Origin of the sequence: Cytobacillus sp. IB215665, assembly GCF_033963835.1 — a bacterium.
GTDB lineage: Bacteria > Bacillota > Bacilli > Bacillales > SM2101 > Nanhaiella.
Map to the genome: position 1 here is coordinate 191,109 of NZ_JAXBME010000001.1, position 15,858 is coordinate 206,966.

Here is a 15,858-nt window from a genome sequence, read left to right on the forward strand (position 1 = left end):
GTTAGTGGAGGCGTCTTGTGATGACTAAACGGATAAGAGTGATGACGATTTTTGGAACTCGTCCTGAAGCAATTAAAATGGCACCGCTAGTACTAGAATTACAAAAACAATCTGAGCATTTCGAATCGATTGTAACTGTAACCGCTCAGCACCGAGAAATGCTTGATCAAGTTTTACATATTTTTGGAATTACGCCTGATTATGATTTGAATATTATGAAGGAACGTCAAACATTAACTGATATTACAACGAGAGGACTTCAAGGCTTAGAAGATGTAATGAAAAAAGTACAACCAGATATCGTACTTGTACACGGTGACACTACAACAACTTTTGTGGCGAGTCTTGCTGCGTATTATAACAAAATTGTTGTCGGTCACGTAGAGGCTGGACTTCGTACTTGGAACAAGTTTTCACCGTTTCCAGAGGAAATGAACAGGCAATTAACGGGAGTATTAGCTGATTTACACTTTGCTCCAACTTCTAAAGCACAAACGAACCTTTTAAATGAAAATAAAGAGGAACAAGGAATATTTATTACAGGGAATACTGCGATTGATGCGTTAACAACGACAGTGAAGGATCAGTATACACACCGTATTTTAGATCAACTTGGTCATGATCGACTAATTTTATTAACAGCACACCGTCGTGAAAATGTTGGCGAACCGATGCTGAATATATTCCGTGCGGTGAAAAGTCTTGTTGAAGAACACAGTGATGTTCAAGTTGTGTATCCTGTTCACTTAAATCCAGCTGTAAGAGAGCTGGCAAATGACGTATTAGGAAATGATTCACGCATTCACTTAATTGAACCATTAGATGTGATTGATTTTCATAATTTTGCTTCAAGAGCTCACCTCATCTTGACAGATTCAGGTGGCGTTCAAGAAGAAGCACCTTCCTTAGGAGTCCCTGTCCTTGTCCTTCGTGACACAACCGAACGCCCTGAAGGCATTGATGCAGGTACATTAAAATTAGCAGGAACTGATGAAGATACGATCCATCAGTTAGCAACTGAACTTCTCACAAATAAGGAAGAATATGAGAAAATGGCACAAGCGAGTAATCCATATGGTGATGGTGAAGCATCTAAGCGTATAGCGGAAGCCATAAAGTATTATTTTAAACAATTAGCTAATAGACCAGCAGATTATTTAATATAGTTATTTTTTTAACACGCTCTTTTCGCAAACTTTGTTGCTATTGTTATTCAATTAGCACCAAAAAAGTAGTTTTATATGGTAGTCATTGTCGTCCAGGAGAAAAGATGCGACGAACTCTAGTTGTGTACGTGTTTGGCTCTTAGGACGAAAGTGAAAACAGCAATTAAAAAAGACTGATGATTGTCAGTCTTTTTTAGTTTGGACAATAAAAGTGGTTGCTTGGACATTAACAGGTACAGCTTCGACAGTAAACTAGTTGATTTGGACAGTAAACCCAGAAGTTTGGACAGTAAACCCAGAAGTTTGGACAGTAAACCCATTGATTTGGACAGTAAACCTAGTAGTTTGGACAGTAAACCCGTTGATTTGGACAGTAAACCCAGAAGTTTGGACAGTAAACCTAGAAGTTTCGACAGTAAAGTATAATTTTTGGACAATAACACCGCATTTTACTCGAAATTAACATGTTTTCTCACATAAAATCATTCCATTCGTATAAAACTATAGCCTGAGGTGATGCTATGCGATTATTCAGGCAAATGAACCTAGTAGTTCTTCTTATCTTACTTCTATCATTGAATCCTTATCATCATGATGAGTTTAAAGCAGCAAATCAAGTTATAACTTACCCTGATAGACCTCCTATACCAAAATTTGTTCCGAATAAACAAGAGAAGGCTATTATTGTCGTTGAGGAAGAGCATTTTGAAAGTGCGAAAAAGCAATTATCCAACTCACTTTCTTCAATACGTGTTTATCAAATATATGAAATAGCCTTTAAAGGGTTTGCCGTAGAAGGTAAGTCACAAGATATACATAAACTAATACAGAAATCATGGGTGAAGCACTCTTCTTCAGTTTCCACATATCGTGTAACGCTTGAAAAGAGTGTTCCTTTTATCGGTGGTCACGAAGTAAGGGGGCTGTTTGATCCTGAGAATGTAAGACTAACTGGAAAGGGTATGAGAGTCGGTGTCATTGATACAGGGGTAGATTATACACATCCAGATTTACAAAAAAACTACGGAGGTGGATTTGATGTTATTGACGATGATAATGACCCAATGGAGACGATTGCTGCCCAAGGGTTACCTACACTGCATGGTACTCACGTAGCTGGAATTATTGCAGCGAATGGAAAGGTGAAAGGGGTCGCACCAGAAGCAGAAATTATCGCATATCGTGCATTAGGTCCAGGAGGAGTTGGCACGAGTGATCAGGTCATTGCAGCTATTGAAAAAGCGATTGAAGATCAAGTAGATATTATTAATCTATCTCTTGGAACTACAGTGAATGGGCCGGATTGGCCTACTAGTTTAGCGCTTGATAAAGCTGTTGAACAGGGAATCATTGCTGTCACGTCAAGTGGTAATTCTGGTCCTAGCATATGGACGGTCGGCTCACCTGGTACGTCTGCAAAATCTATTTCTGTGGGTGCTTCTACTCCTCCAATGCATAATCCTTTTATTAAGGTCCCTTTTCATGATGAAGAGATCGAGTTATCTTCCATGCAAGGTTCAAATGCTTGGGACATAAACAAACCGACTTCATTTGTTCTTGGGGGTCTTGGTACAAAAGAAGAACTAGTTGGTGTAAAGGGGAAAATTGTCCTTATTGAGCGCGGAAAGATTACCTTTACAGAAAAAGCATTAAATGCTCAAGAAGAAGGTGCGGTTGGAGTAATTATTTATAATCATAAAGAAGGAGATTTCCTAGGAACTCTTGAGGAGCAGCCAACAATTCCTGTAGTATCAATGTCACAGCAGGATGGCATATGGCTAAAGGCACGGCATGAAGAAGGTAAGAGGCTATTGTATACATCTCAACGACCTAGTAAGGACGTGTTAGCTGACTTTAGTTCAAGAGGACCTGTAACGTATACTTGGGGTATTAAGCCTGATATTGTCGCTCCAGGCGTGGCGATTGATAGTACCGTCCCGAATGGCTATTTACAATTACAAGGCACGAGTATGGCGGCTCCCCATGTGGCAGGGGCATGCGCGTTAATAAAGCAAGCTCATCCTGATTGGACGCCACAGCAAGTAAAGGCAGCTTTAATGAATACAGCTAAAACTCTAACGAAGGATGATGGTAGTTTATATGAGCCGTATGAACAAGGTGCTGGAAGAATTCAACTTGCCGAAGCCATTAGAGCAAGTACTTTAATATATCCTAGTTCAGTTGCCTTCGGGCAATTTCAAACAGAGGATGTTCGACAAACGAAAAAAGTGACACTCACCATTGAAAATCAATCTACAAAGCGTGCTTCTTATTCATTCGAATATCCAAAGCATCAGGCGGGGTTACAATGGGGTTTGCCTATGTCCTTTACTTTACAGCCTAAACAGAAGAAGCGAATTGATGTTAAATTTGATATTACTCCAAATATGTTTGAGGGTGGTTTATATACAGGAACATTTGTCATAAGAGAAAATAACAAACGTATCACATTACCCTATCTCTTTGTAGTAGATGAACCGGATTATCCAAGGGTGATGGGCTTTGAATTTACAATTGGAGATGAACCAGCTACATATCAATATGAGCTATATTTGCCTGGTGGAGCTGAAGAATTAGCTATAGCTTTATATGATCCTGATACATTTCACTTTATTACATATTTAGACTGGCAAGAGGATGTAGAGCGAGGTTTGTTTGAAAAAACATTATCGTTTGATGAAGTTCCAGCTGAAGGTGTTTATAAAGCAATTGTCTTTGCCAAAAAAGAGGGGAGAGAGGATTCGTTTGAAACAATGGTAATAATAGAAGACATCGCTAACAACGAAAAATAGTGTAATCTAATAATATAACATTTTGTCGGCTTATGTAATGTGAACATTTCACAACAAACAGATTGACATTGACTATGTGCTATTGTATGCTTACAAAGGATGTAAAAAATAAGGCTTACAAGCGGGTAAAAACAAGACTTTTCAGACATTTTTCAATGGTGTTTTGAAAAGTATTATTGTGAGGTTTATGTCGGAATGCGTCAAAACCAACGACACCCTTTACGAGCGATGGCACTAATGTCGACCATTCTCTCGCAACTAGTAGGTTCAGTTTTATTTGGCATTTTTTCTGGAAGATGGATCGATAGTAAATTGGAAACGGCACCATTGTTTTTAATTATTGGTCTTCTTATTGGACTAGCAGCTGGTGTATTTGCTATGGTGCGCCTGATCAACCACTATTTTTCGGGAGATTCCTAATTATGCAAGATTTGCAGCAAATGTCTATACGTTATAGAAAATACATATTATTTCTGCTTTCAATCTACGTGTTAGGTTGGGGGTTCACACCATATCAATCGGTTTTTTTAGGGCTGATACTTGGTACAGTAATAAGTTTGTATAATTTATGGATCATGGTTCGTAGGTCAAACCGGTTTACTAAAGCGGTGAAAGAAGGTACTAAAGTTCGTTCGCTAGGAACATTTAATCGGATGGCTTCAGCTGCACTTGTCGTGTATATTGCATTACAATATCCAGACAAGATTCATTTATACTCAGCAATATTGGGATTAATGACGATCTATATCGTCATTATAATAGATTATTTTTTTCAACTCATTCATCGCGGGGAAGAGAGGTGAATAATAAATGAATCATGGAGCTCCAATTGCAGAATTTTTTGGCCTTTATTTTAATTTAAGTAACGTATTAATGATGCTAGTTACTGCTACAATTGTATTTATTATCGCAGTCATCTGCACTCGTTCACTATCTATGAAACCAACAGGTAAGCAGAACTTCATCGAGTGGGTAGTAGACTTTATTAAAGGAATTATAAATAGCTCGATGGATTGGCAAACAGGTGGAAGATTTTTAACGTTAGGATTAACGTTATTCCTATACATCATTGTTGCCAATATGTTAGGTCTACCATTTGCGGTTCAAGTAAATGGTGAGCTATGGTGGAAATCACCGACTGCTGATCCAGTCGTTACGCTAACATTAGCGATAATGGTTGTTGGATTGTCACATTATTATGGTGTGAAAATGAAAGGTGTAAAAGAATATGGAAGAGACTTCATCAAACCATTTCCTTTTATGTTGCCATTTAAGATTATCGAAGAGTTTGCTAACACATTAACACTGGGTCTTCGTCTTTATGGGAATATATTCGCAGGTGAAATCCTTCTAGGGTTACTAGCTGGTTTGGCTACAAGTGGGTACCTTGAAAGTATCGGTTCTGGAATTATTGGAACTATAGCTTCAATTCCGCTTATGTTAGCTTGGCAAGGTTTCAGTATATTCGTTGGTGCAATTCAAGCGTTTATCTTTACAATGTTAACAATGGTTTATTTGGCACACAAAGTGAGCCATGACCATTAAATAAATCTACTCGTTCAAAATTAATTTTTGGACACATCTTTTTAAATCATACTATTACTTTCACAAATTAAAGGAGGACTTTTTATTATGACAGGTTCTGTTGGTTTATTAGCAGCAGCAATTGCAATTGGTTTAGGAGCACTAGGTGCTGGTATTGGTAACGGTCTTATTGTATCTCGTACAGTTGAAGGAATGGCTCGTCAGCCTGAAGCACGTGGTATGTTACAAACAACAATGTTCATTGGGGTTGCACTAGTTGAGGCACTTCCTATCATCGCTGTTGTTATCGCATTTATGGTAATGGGTTCATAATAGTAGATCTTTGATTAGTGGGGTAATGGCGAAGAACATGTTCAAAGAACCTTCGCCATTCCTTTTGTTTAAATAATATAATTATAATTTTCTTACACATACAATCGTTCAAAGACATTAGGTTTTTGGGCGTCTTCATGAAATCTCTTGAAGGGAGTGAACGAAGATATGTTCAAATTGGACATGTTGGTATTAGGAGCAGGAGCTGGTGCAGAAGGCGGTGAGACGCCACTTTTTAATGGTGGAGATATTCTCGCACAATTAGTTATCTTCCTTATCCTATTATTGCTATTGAAGAAGTTTGCATGGGGTCCACTAATGGGCATTATGAAACAACGTGAAGACCATATCGCAAACGAAATTACGACTGCTGAACAAAGTAGCAAAGAAGCGCAGAAGCTTCTTGAAGAGCAACGTCAGTTATTAAAAGATGCACGTAAAGAAGCACAAGAACTTATTGAAGGTGCGAAGAAAATTGGTGAGGAGCAGAAAAACGATATCGTTAATGCTGCCCGCATCGAAGCTGAACGTGTAAAAGAGTCTGCAACTCAAGCAATTGAGCAAGAAAAAGAACAAGCTATTGCTGCATTACGTGAACAAGTAGCATCGTTATCAGTTCTTATTGCATCGAAAGTAATTGAAAAAGAACTAAATGAACAAGATCAAGAAAAACTTATAAATGATTACATTCAAGAAGTAGGAGAAGGGCGATGAGCAAAGAAATCGTAGCAAAACGATATGCGCTGGCTCTTTTCCAATTAGCAAAGGAACAGAATATCCTTGATGAGATTGGTGAGGAACTTCGCGTCGTAAAACAAGTGTTTACAGACAATGAGCAGTTTCTTTCTGTTCTGCATCACCCTAAGGTATCTGTTGCTAAGAAGAAGGCATCGCTACAAGAGGCTTTCAAATCTGCTTCTTCAGTCGTGGTGAACACGCTTTCTCTATTAGTAGAACGCCATCGCTTAAACATCGTTGTTGATGTAGTGAATGAGTTTTTATCACTGTCAAATGATGAGCGCGGTGTTGCAGATGCAAAGGTATTTACTGTTAAGCCTTTATCGGATGTAGAAAAAAATACGTTATCAAATGTATTTGCGACAAAGGTTGGAAAGCAGTCTCTTAATATTGAAAATATAGTTGATCATACACTGATCGGTGGCATTAAAATCCGTATCGGTAATCGTATATATGACGGGAGCGTTAGCAGCAAGCTAGAGCGTATTGAACGTCAGCTCGTAGGAAATAGATCGTAGATAGGGGTGAAATTCATGAGCATCAAAGCTGAAGAAATTAGTTCACTGTTGAAAAAACAAATTGAAGATTATCAGTCAGAAGTTGAAGTTAATGATGTTGGTACAGTTATCCAAGTAGGTGATGGTATCGCACGTGTGCATGGCCTCGATAATGCCATGGCTGGGGAGCTTGTTGAATTTTCTAATGGTGTCATGGGAATGGCACAAAATCTAGAAGAAAATAACGTAGGTATCGTTATTTTAGGACCTTTCAGAGATATCCGTGAAGGAGACGAGGTTCGTCGTACAGGACGTATTATGGAAGTTCCTGTTGGAGAAGAATTAATCGGTCGTGTCGTGAATCCACTTGGTCAACCTGTCGATGGTTTAGGACCAATTGAATCAAACAAAACTCGTCCTATTGAAAGCCCAGCTCCAGGAGTAATGGATCGTAAATCCGTTCATGAACCTTTACAAACAGGAATAAAAGCAATCGACTCACTTATTCCAATTGGTCGTGGTCAACGTGAATTGATCATCGGAGACCGTCAAACAGGTAAAACAGCGGTTGCCATTGATACAATTCTTAACCAGCAAGACCAAGATATGATTTGTATTTATGTAGCCATCGGGCAAAAAGAATCTACTGTTCGTGGTGTTGTTGAAACATTAAGAAAGCACGGTGCATTAGATTACACAATCGTTGTGACTGCATCTGCATCTCAACCTGCACCTTTATTATTCCTAGCGCCATATGCAGGAGTAACGATGGGTGAGGAGTTTATGTATAACGGTAAGCACGTGCTCGTTATTTATGATGATTTAACGAAGCAAGCCTCTGCATATCGTGAGCTTTCACTATTACTTCGCCGTCCTCCAGGTCGTGAAGCTTATCCTGGTGACGTATTCTATTTACACTCTCGTTTATTAGAGCGTGCTGCGAAATTAAGTGATGCAAAAGGTGGCGGCTCAATTACAGCCCTTCCGTTCATTGAGACGCAAGCAGGTGACGTGTCAGCATACATCCCTACAAACGTAATTTCGATTACAGATGGGCAAATATTCTTGCAATCTGATCTATTCTTCTCTGGTGTACGACCTGCCGTGAATGCTGGTTTATCAGTTTCTCGTGTTGGTGGATCTGCACAGGTGAAAGCGATGAGGAAAGTATCAGGTACATTACGCTTAGACTTAGCGTCTTACCGTGAGCTCGAAGCCTTCGCTCAATTCGGATCTGATCTTGATCAGGCAACACAAGCGAAGCTTAATCGTGGTGCACGTACTGTTGAAGTATTAAAACAAGGTTTGCATAAACCTCTAAAAGTAGAAAAACAAGTAGCTATTCTATATGCATTAACTCGTGGATTCTTAGATAATATTCCAGTAGCAGATATTTCACGTTTTGAAGAGGAATATTTCTCTTGGATTGAACATAATCGTAATGAGTTATTTGAGCATATTCGTTCAACAGGAAACCTTCCTGAAGAGGCTGACTTTGATGCAGCTATTGAAGATTTCAAGAAGACGTTTGCTGTTTCTGAATAATTGATGCTAAGCGGCGAGGTCTTACATTTGTAAATATACGATCGCCGCTATTTATACAAAATTTATTTTTATTTTGAACAACCTTAAAAAGGTGGTGAGAACCTTTGGCATCCTTACGTGATATAAAAACGAGAATTACCTCAACGAAGAAAACGAGTCAAATTACGAAAGCGATGGAGATGGTTTCAGCTTCGAAATTAAATAGGGCTGAAAATAATGCAAAATCGTTTGTACCATACATGGAAAAAATTCAAGAGGTTGTAGCTAGTATCGCATTAGGTAGTACCGGTGTTAGCAATCCGATGTTAATGAGCCGACCTGTGAAGAAGACTGGCTATATTGTCATTACTTCTGATCGTGGCCTTGCAGGTGCATACAATAGTAATGTCTTACGTTCTGTATATCAAAAAATCCAAGAACGTCATAGCTCTACTGAAGAGTATGCTGTCATTGCACTAGGTCGTATCGGTCGTGATTTCTTTTTAAAGAGAGGTATACCGGTAAATTCCCATATCGTTGGCCTAGCAGATCAACCTTCTTTTACAGAAATTAAAGATATTGCTAGTCAAACAATTGAATCTTTTGTAGATGGTACGTTTGATGAGTTGTATTTGTACTATAATCACTTTATTAGTGTAATCCAGCACGAAGTAACAGAAAAGAAACTACTACCATTAACGGATATAGCAGCTGAGAGCAAGCTTTCTTCTTATGAATTTGAACCATCACAAGAAGATATTTTAGAAGTGTTGCTTCCTCAATATGCTGAAAGTCTCATCTATGGTGCCTTATTAGATGGTAAGGCAGCGGAACATGCAGCTCGTATGACTGCGATGAAAAATGCAACGGATAATGCAAACGAGCTTATTAAAGGTCTTACTCTATCATTCAACCGTGCTCGTCAAGCTGCAATTACTCAAGAGATTACTGAGATTGTTGCAGGTGCATCTGCACTTGAATAGGAAAGATCATAGATTTTCACAAGCAAGTTAGGAGGGAAAACGATGAATAAAGGACGCATTCTTTCAGTAATGGGACCGGTTGTTGACGTGAAATTTGATAACGGCCATCTTCCTGAAATTTATAATGCCCTTAAAATTGAGCATAAAGCGCGTAATGAAAATGAAGTTGATATTAACTTAACATTAGAAGTTGCTCTTCACCTTGGAGACGATTCTGTACGTACAATTGCAATGTCATCTACAGATGGACTTGTACGTGGATTAGAAGCAATTGATACTGAAGCAGCAATTTCTGTACCTGTTGGTGATGTTACATTAGGACGTGTATTTAACGTTCTAGGTGAAAACATTGATTTAGATGAAGCAATCCCACAAGATGCTCGTCGTGATGCGATTCACAGACAAGCACCGTCTTTTGAGAAGCTGTCTACAGAAGTAGAAATTTTAGAAACGGGAATTAAAGTAGTTGACTTATTAGCACCGTACATTAAAGGTGGAAAAATCGGCCTATTTGGTGGAGCGGGTGTTGGTAAAACCGTTTTAATTCAGGAATTAATCAATAATATCGCACAAGAACATGGTGGTATTTCAGTATTCGCTGGTGTAGGTGAGCGTACACGTGAAGGTAACGATTTATACCATGAAATGACTGATTCAGGCGTTATTAAGAAAACAGCAATGGTTTTCGGTCAGATGAATGAGCCTCCTGGTGCACGTATGCGTGTTGCATTAACAGGCTTAACAATGGCTGAATATTTCCGTGATGACCAAGGACAAGACGTGTTATTCTTTATGGATAACATCTTCCGCTTTACTCAAGCAGGTTCTGAGGTATCAGCATTACTTGGACGTATGCCTTCTGCCGTTGGTTATCAACCAACATTAGCAACAGAAATGGGTCAGCTTCAAGAGCGTATTACATCAACAAGCGTAGGTTCTGTAACTTCGATCCAAGCAATTTACGTTCCTGCCGATGACTATACTGATCCAGCTCCAGCAACGACGTTTGCTCACTTAGACGCAACGACAAACCTTGAGCGTAAACTTTCAGAAATGGGTATTTACCCTGCGGTTGACCCACTTGCATCAACATCACGTGCTTTAGCACCTGAAATTGTTGGAGAAGAGCACTACGAAGTTGCTCGTCAAGTACAGTCAACGCTACAGCGTTATAAAGAATTACAAGATATCATTGCGATCCTTGGAATGGATGAGCTTTCTGATGAAGACAAATTAATCGTTCATCGTGCTCGCCGTATTCAATTCTTCTTATCTCAAAACTTCCACGTGGCCGAGCAATTTACAGGTCAACCTGGTTCTTACGTTCAAGTTAAAGAAACAGTTCGTGGATTTAAAGAGATCCTTGAAGGAAAGTATGATAACCTTCCTGAAGATGCGTTCCGCTTAGTAGGACGTATTGAAGAAGTAGTTGAAAAAGCGAAAGAAATGGGCGTAGAAGTATAATTATTGGGACCTAGGAGGGTATAAAATGAAAGTGGTTAAAGTCCATGTAGTTACTCCCGATGGCCCGGTTTTAGAAGAAGATGTGGAGATGGTAATTGCAAAGGCTCAAAGTGGAGAGCTTGGTATTTTACCTGGTCATATTCCGATGGTTGCTCCATTACAAATTGGGGTAGTTCGTCTAAAAAAGGGAACCGACACTGAACTTGTGGCTGTTAGTGGAGGCTTTCTAGAAGTTAGACCTGAAAAAGTAACGATACTTGCACAAGCTGCGGAAGTTGCATCTGATATTGATGTGTTACGTGCGAAAGCAGCAAAAGAAAGAGCTGAACAACGTCTAAGAGCTCAAAAATCAGATGTTGACTTTAGACGAGCTGAGATGTCTCTTCAACGTGCGATTAACCGTTTGAACGTTACGAATAAACACTTTTAATTAAAAAGGCTTTCTGTATCATACAGAAAGCCTTTTTATTTGTGATTTTTGTCATTGACGAAAGGCTTAAAATTAAGTAATGTTGCTGATGGAAAATTCAATATTTCGTCCATGCTTTATCGACACAAATATTGGTATTTGCTATAATGTTAACGGTTAAATAAAATATTTTTTTCATTACAAGGCACGACAAACGGAGGGGGAACATGGAGCAATTTAACTTATACATCAACAATTATTTAATCGTATTCGTTTTTCTATGTCTAGGAGTCTTGTTACCTGTAGTTGCATTAACAGCAGGACGGTTTTTACGGCCGCATGCACCGAACAGTGAAAAGCAAAAGACTTATGAAAGCGGTATTGAACCATTCCATGATTCACGTGTGCAGTTTAACGTAAGGTATTATATTTTTGGCTTAATGTTTGTAATTTTTGATGTTGAAACAGTTTTCTTATACCCATGGGCAGTTGCATATGACAAACTCGGTATTTTTGCATTAATTGAAATGCTTATTTTTGTCGTTATGTTATTAATCGGGTTAATATATGCATGGAAGAAGAAGGTGTTAAAATGGATTTAAACATAGAAAACATTTCAGCAGAAGAAATGGAAGAATTAAAACGCAATATATTTTTTACAACACTTGAACAATTGAAGGGTTGGGCGAGAAGTAATTCTTTATGGCCATTAACGATGGGACTCGCTTGTTGTGGTATCGAAATGATGGGTGTTGGATCATCACATTATGACTTAGACCGTTTTGGCTCTTTTTTTCGTACCTCTCCACGACAATCTGATGTCATGATTGTTTCGGGGACAGTTACAAAAAAAATGGCGCCAATCGTTAAGAGATTATACGATCAAATGTCTGAACCTAAGTGGGTAATAGCTATGGGGTCTTGTGCAACAGCGGGAGGACCATATGTTAAGTCTTATGCAGTTGTCAAAGGGGTTGACCAAATTGTACCTGTTGACGTATACATTCCTGGGTGTCCGCCAAATCCAGCAGCACTTATTTATGGAATAAATAAATTAAAGGAAAAAATTCGCTACGAAGCTAAGACAGGGAAGAAGGTGATGTAGCAAATGAGCAAAGATCTTGATCAACAAAAGAAGGAAGCTGCAAAAAAAGCTAAAGAGCTAGCATTAAAAAAGCTAGCAGAGAAGAAAGCTAACGATGCTAGTCTTGAAGAAAATGAAAGTGATTCAAATATTGATGTAGCTAAAGCAAAAGCAGGCGCAGCAGCGAAGGCAAAAGCCGCTGCATTAGCCAAACAAAAAGAGATTGCAAAGCAAAAAAATGAGGGCGAAAAATCAGCACAAAAGGAAGCGGTTACAAGTAGTTCTAATGATGTAACAGATCTTGAAAAGCAAAAGGCAGCCGCAGCAGCAAAGGCAAAAGCCGCTGCGTTAGCTAAACAAAAAGCAAAAGAAAAGAACGAAAGAGCTTCTGAAGGTGATGAAGCGAAAGCAAAAGCTGCTGCCGCAGCAAAAGCGAAAGCCGCTGCGTTAGCCAAACAAAAAGCAAAAGAAAAAAATGAAAAAGCTCCTGAAGGTGATGAAGCGAAAGCAAAGGCGGCAGCCGCAGCAAAAGCAAAAGCCGCCGCAGCAGCAAAGGCAAAAGCCGCTGCTTTAGCAAAGCAACAGAGGGATAGTGGCAATGAGAAAGTAGAAAATGATGATGCCGCAGCAGCAAAAGCGAAAGCGATTGCAGCAGCAAAGGCAAAAGCGAAGGCTGCCGCTGCAGCAAAAGCAAAAGCAAGTGGTGCAACAGAGTCAGATCAAACAGTAGAGAAAAAACCATCTCAAAACCAACCTTATCTCGATAAATATGTAAAAGTAATTGAAGAGCATCTTGGAAAGGAAGTTTTGTCAGACTCATATATTAATGAGCTTTCAAAAGATGTTCCAACACTAGTAGCAACACCTGACTCATATTTTAAAATAGCAGAATTCCTAAAATATAATGAACAGTTAAGCTTTGACTATTTATCGAATATACACGGAACAGATTTTGTTTCGCATATGGAAGTTTATGTGCATTTATACTCATATATTAATCGGCAAACTGTTGCCTTAAAGGTCAAAATAGATCGTGAGGAACCAATTATTGATTCGCTGCAACCATTATGGGAAGGAGCGAATTGGCCTGAACGGGAAGCTTATGACTTATTAGGCATCAATTTTAAAGGTCATCCTAACTTAGCGCGCATTTTACTTGCAGAGGATTGGGTTGGATACCCGCTTAGAAAAGACTACGAACCGTATGATGTGGAGGTTTAACTGATGATTCGAACAGAAGAAATGCTCCTTAACGTTGGACCGCAGCATCCAAGTACACATGGTGTATTTCGGCTTGTGGTCAAAATAGATGGTGAAATCATAACGGAAGCGACACCAGTAATTGGTTATCTTCACCGTGGAACAGAAAAACTTGCAGAGGACTTACAATATACGCAAATCATCCCATTTACTGATAGAATGGATTATTTATCAGCAATGACGAATAATTACGTCTTATGTCATTCAGTTGAAACAATGATGGGGCTTGAAGTACCTGAACGAGCTGAATACTTAAGAGTATTGGCGATGGAGCTTGGACGTATCGCTAGTCATCTCGTCTGGTGGGGAACATATTTACTAGATATCGGTGCAGTCAGTCCGTTTCTTTATGCATTTAGAGAACGTGAAATGATTATTAATCTGCTAAACGAGCTTTCAGGTGCTAGACTTACCTTTAATTATATGAGGGTAGGCGGTGTCAAGTGGGATGCACCAGAAGGTTGGATTCAAAAGGTAGAAGAGTTTGTTCCATACATGCGTGAACAGCTTAAAGGGTACCATGACCTCGTCACTGGAAACGAGATCTTTATGACTCGTGTAAAAGGTGTAGGAACTTATACGAAGGAAGATGCACTTGCATATTCTTTAAGCGGAGTAAACTTACGCTGTACGGGCGTTAAATGGGACCTACGAAAAGACGAGCCATATTCAATCTATGATAGGTTTGATTTTGGTGTACCTGTTCGAGAAGAAGGCGATGCATTAGCACGTTATTTCTGCCGCTTAGAAGAAATTGAAGAGTCATTAAAAATAATCGAACAAGCTTGTGAGCAGTTCCCAAATGATGGTCCAATATTGGCGAAAGTACCTAGAATTATCAAAGCTCCGAAAGGTGAAGCGTATGTGAGAATCGAATCACCTCGTGGAGAAATAGGCTGTTACATTGCAAGTGACGGTAAGAAGGAGCCGTATCGTTTAAAATTCCGTCGTCCTTCATTTTATAATTTGCAAATCCTCTCAAAATTATTAAAAGGGGAAAATATGGCGAATTTAATTGTTATTTTAGGAGCAGTTGATATTGTTCTTGGGGAGGTAGATGGGTAATGATGCAAGACTTATTGCATTCCTCACCAACTGTCGGAAACCTGACCATTTTTTTAGGATTGGGTACGCTATTTTTATTTGTAGTACTAGGATTTGTTACATATGGCATCTTAGCAGAGAGGAAAGTAATGGGATTTATGCAGGGACGTATAGGTCCGAACCAAGTAGGGGGCCGTTGGGGCTTACTACAAACTGTTGCAGATGTTCTTAAGCTGTTATTAAAAGAAGATGTCGTAACTAAGAATGCTGATAGACCACTATTTTTAATTGCTCCAATCATTGCTTTTGCTCCTGCATTTATGGTGTTGGCAACGATGCCATTCACGGATGCATTCCAATTTGCAGATATTGGTGTTGGATTATTGTATTACATTGCTATATCTGGCTTAACGACAATTGGGGTTGTGACTGGTGGTTGGGCATCAAACAACAAATATGCATTATTAGGTAGTATGCGTGCCGCTGCACAGATGATTTCTTACGAGATTCCACTTGTGATGTCAGTATTAGGGGTCATCTTCTTAACAGGAAGCTTAAATTTAAATGATATCGTGCAAGGTCAAGAAACTTGGTGGAATATATTTAGGCAACCAATTGGTTTTGTCGTCTTTTTAATTGCTGCTGTTGCAGAGTTGAATCGTGTTCCTTTTGATTTACCAGAGGCAGAGTCGGAAATTATCGCAGGTTACCACGTCGAATATTCAGGGTTTCGCTGGGCATTTTTCATGCTAGCTGAATATGTTTACTTTTTTGCGATGGCTTCACTTATAACTGTATTATTTTTAGGTGGATGGCATCCGATCATGTTCCTTGATTTTATTCCTGGAGCGGTTTGGTTTGCTTTAAAGTTTAGCTTCGTAGTGTTTTTACTTATTTGGTTCCGTGTTGCATTTCCACGTGTACGAGCAGACCATCTAATGGAATTTGGCTGGAAGGTGTTACTACCTGTTGCACTTGCAAATATATTTATTACAGCTGTAATTAAGGAAATTATTAACTACTTTTAGAGGAACATCCTC

The 15,858-nt window shown here is 39.1% G+C and carries 18 protein-coding genes; all 18 read left to right on the plus strand.

Annotated elements, in window-relative coordinates:
* The first annotated feature begins 20 nt into the window (after positions 1 to 20).
* Positions 21 to 1,166 carry a non-hydrolyzing UDP-N-acetylglucosamine 2-epimerase gene (wecB, locus tag SLH52_RS00835; RefSeq protein ID WP_320207412.1) on the plus strand — a complete coding sequence of 382 codons (1,146 nt, stop codon included), beginning with the start codon at positions 21 to 23 and terminating at the stop codon, positions 1,164 to 1,166.
* Between the two features lie 256 nt (positions 1,167 to 1,422).
* The gene (locus SLH52_RS00840) at positions 1,423 to 1,629 is read left to right on the plus strand and encodes a hypothetical protein (protein ID WP_320207413.1); all 207 of its coding nucleotides are present in this window, start codon (positions 1,423 to 1,425) and stop codon (positions 1,627 to 1,629) included.
* Between the two features lie 58 nt (positions 1,630 to 1,687).
* Entirely contained in the window at positions 1,688 to 3,958 is a 2,271-nt protein-coding gene (locus SLH52_RS00845; protein WP_320207414.1) for a S8 family serine peptidase, read from the plus strand.
* A 195-nt stretch (positions 3,959 to 4,153) separates the two neighbouring features.
* Positions 4,154 to 4,378, plus strand: coding sequence for an AtpZ/AtpI family protein (locus SLH52_RS00850; protein ID WP_214480868.1), 225 nt, complete (start codon positions 4,154 to 4,156; stop codon positions 4,376 to 4,378).
* Between the two features lie 2 nt (positions 4,379 to 4,380).
* On the plus strand, positions 4,381 to 4,761 hold the full coding sequence (locus SLH52_RS00855) for an ATP synthase subunit I (protein WP_320207415.1): 381 nt from the start codon (positions 4,381 to 4,383) through the stop codon (positions 4,759 to 4,761).
* A gap of 7 nt (positions 4,762 to 4,768) precedes the next feature.
* Positions 4,769 to 5,503 carry a F0F1 ATP synthase subunit A gene (atpB, locus tag SLH52_RS00860; protein WP_320207416.1) on the plus strand — a complete coding sequence of 245 codons (735 nt, stop codon included), beginning with the start codon at positions 4,769 to 4,771 and terminating at the stop codon, positions 5,501 to 5,503.
* An 87-nt stretch (positions 5,504 to 5,590) separates the two neighbouring features.
* Positions 5,591 to 5,815 carry a F0F1 ATP synthase subunit C gene (gene atpE, locus SLH52_RS00865; protein ID WP_214480865.1) on the plus strand — a complete coding sequence of 75 codons (225 nt, stop codon included), beginning with the start codon at positions 5,591 to 5,593 and terminating at the stop codon, positions 5,813 to 5,815.
* 168 nt (positions 5,816 to 5,983) lie between these two features.
* Positions 5,984 to 6,529, plus strand: a complete 546-nt coding sequence (gene atpF, locus SLH52_RS00870; protein WP_413785480.1) for a F0F1 ATP synthase subunit B — start codon at positions 5,984 to 5,986, stop codon at positions 6,527 to 6,529.
* Positions 6,526 to 7,071, plus strand: a complete 546-nt coding sequence (locus tag SLH52_RS00875) for a F0F1 ATP synthase subunit delta (protein ID WP_320207417.1) — start codon at positions 6,526 to 6,528, stop codon at positions 7,069 to 7,071. Before atpF ends, SLH52_RS00875 begins: the two co-directional genes overlap by 4 nt.
* A gap of 15 nt (positions 7,072 to 7,086) precedes the next feature.
* A complete protein-coding gene (atpA, locus tag SLH52_RS00880) occupies positions 7,087 to 8,595 on the plus strand; it encodes a F0F1 ATP synthase subunit alpha (protein WP_320207418.1) in 1,509 nt (502 codons plus the stop codon).
* Positions 8,596 to 8,699: 104 nt separating this feature from the next.
* Positions 8,700 to 9,557, plus strand: a complete 858-nt coding sequence (gene atpG / locus SLH52_RS00885) for an ATP synthase F1 subunit gamma (protein ID WP_320207419.1) — start codon at positions 8,700 to 8,702, stop codon at positions 9,555 to 9,557.
* Between the two features lie 42 nt (positions 9,558 to 9,599).
* Positions 9,600 to 11,021, plus strand: a complete 1,422-nt coding sequence (gene atpD, locus SLH52_RS00890; protein ID WP_320207420.1) for a F0F1 ATP synthase subunit beta — start codon at positions 9,600 to 9,602, stop codon at positions 11,019 to 11,021.
* A gap of 25 nt (positions 11,022 to 11,046) precedes the next feature.
* The gene (locus SLH52_RS00895) at positions 11,047 to 11,451 is read left to right on the plus strand and encodes a F0F1 ATP synthase subunit epsilon (RefSeq protein WP_320207421.1); all 405 of its coding nucleotides are present in this window, start codon (positions 11,047 to 11,049) and stop codon (positions 11,449 to 11,451) included.
* Between the two features lie 206 nt (positions 11,452 to 11,657).
* A complete protein-coding gene (locus SLH52_RS00900) occupies positions 11,658 to 12,032 on the plus strand; it encodes an NADH-quinone oxidoreductase subunit A (RefSeq protein ID WP_320207422.1) in 375 nt (124 codons plus the stop codon).
* Complete coding sequence (locus SLH52_RS00905) at positions 12,023 to 12,535, plus strand: NADH-quinone oxidoreductase subunit B family protein (protein ID WP_320207423.1); 513 nt, start codon at positions 12,023 to 12,025, stop codon at positions 12,533 to 12,535. Before SLH52_RS00900 ends, SLH52_RS00905 begins: the two co-directional genes overlap by 10 nt.
* Before the next feature lie 3 nt (positions 12,536 to 12,538).
* Complete coding sequence (locus SLH52_RS00910) at positions 12,539 to 13,735, plus strand: NADH-quinone oxidoreductase subunit C (protein WP_320207424.1); 1,197 nt, start codon at positions 12,539 to 12,541, stop codon at positions 13,733 to 13,735.
* Positions 13,736 to 13,738: 3 nt separating this feature from the next.
* Positions 13,739 to 14,839 (plus strand): NADH-quinone oxidoreductase subunit D, encoded by a 1,101-nt coding sequence (locus SLH52_RS00915; RefSeq protein WP_320207425.1) that lies wholly within the window; start codon positions 13,739 to 13,741, stop codon positions 14,837 to 14,839.
* Complete coding sequence (gene nuoH / locus SLH52_RS00920; RefSeq protein WP_320207426.1) at positions 14,839 to 15,846, plus strand: NADH-quinone oxidoreductase subunit NuoH; 1,008 nt, start codon at positions 14,839 to 14,841, stop codon at positions 15,844 to 15,846. Before SLH52_RS00915 ends, nuoH begins: the two co-directional genes overlap by 1 nt.
* Positions 15,847 to 15,858: the final 12 nt, after the last annotated feature.

Excerpts from the sequence above, each read along its gene's own strand:
- SLH52_RS00905 (WP_320207423.1), top strand. The coding sequence starts at position 12,023 with ATGGATTTAAACATAGAAAACATTTCAGCAGAAGAAATGGAAGAATTA.
- SLH52_RS00915 (WP_320207425.1), top strand. The coding sequence starts at position 13,739 with ATGATTCGAACAGAAGAAATGCTCCTTAACGTTGGACCGCAGCATCCA.
- atpB (WP_320207416.1), top strand. The coding sequence starts at position 4,769 with ATGAATCATGGAGCTCCAATTGCAGAATTTTTTGGCCTTTATTTTAAT.
- SLH52_RS00895 (WP_320207421.1), top strand. The coding sequence starts at position 11,047 with ATGAAAGTGGTTAAAGTCCATGTAGTTACTCCCGATGGCCCGGTTTTA.
- atpE (WP_214480865.1), top strand. The coding sequence starts at position 5,591 with ATGACAGGTTCTGTTGGTTTATTAGCAGCAGCAATTGCAATTGGTTTA.
- atpA (WP_320207418.1), top strand. The coding sequence starts at position 7,087 with ATGAGCATCAAAGCTGAAGAAATTAGTTCACTGTTGAAAAAACAAATT.
- atpF (WP_413785480.1), top strand. The coding sequence starts at position 5,984 with ATGTTCAAATTGGACATGTTGGTATTAGGAGCAGGAGCTGGTGCAGAA.
- nuoH (WP_320207426.1), top strand. The coding sequence starts at position 14,839 with ATGATGCAAGACTTATTGCATTCCTCACCAACTGTCGGAAACCTGACC.
- SLH52_RS00845 (WP_320207414.1), top strand. The coding sequence starts at position 1,688 with ATGCGATTATTCAGGCAAATGAACCTAGTAGTTCTTCTTATCTTACTT.
- wecB (WP_320207412.1), top strand. The coding sequence starts at position 21 with ATGACTAAACGGATAAGAGTGATGACGATTTTTGGAACTCGTCCTGAA.
- SLH52_RS00910 (WP_320207424.1), top strand. The coding sequence starts at position 12,539 with ATGAGCAAAGATCTTGATCAACAAAAGAAGGAAGCTGCAAAAAAAGCT.
- SLH52_RS00900 (WP_320207422.1), top strand. The coding sequence starts at position 11,658 with ATGGAGCAATTTAACTTATACATCAACAATTATTTAATCGTATTCGTT.
- SLH52_RS00850 (WP_214480868.1), top strand. The coding sequence starts at position 4,154 with ATGCGTCAAAACCAACGACACCCTTTACGAGCGATGGCACTAATGTCG.
- SLH52_RS00875 (WP_320207417.1), top strand. The coding sequence starts at position 6,526 with ATGAGCAAAGAAATCGTAGCAAAACGATATGCGCTGGCTCTTTTCCAA.
- SLH52_RS00855 (WP_320207415.1), top strand. The coding sequence starts at position 4,381 with ATGCAAGATTTGCAGCAAATGTCTATACGTTATAGAAAATACATATTA.
- atpD (WP_320207420.1), top strand. The coding sequence starts at position 9,600 with ATGAATAAAGGACGCATTCTTTCAGTAATGGGACCGGTTGTTGACGTG.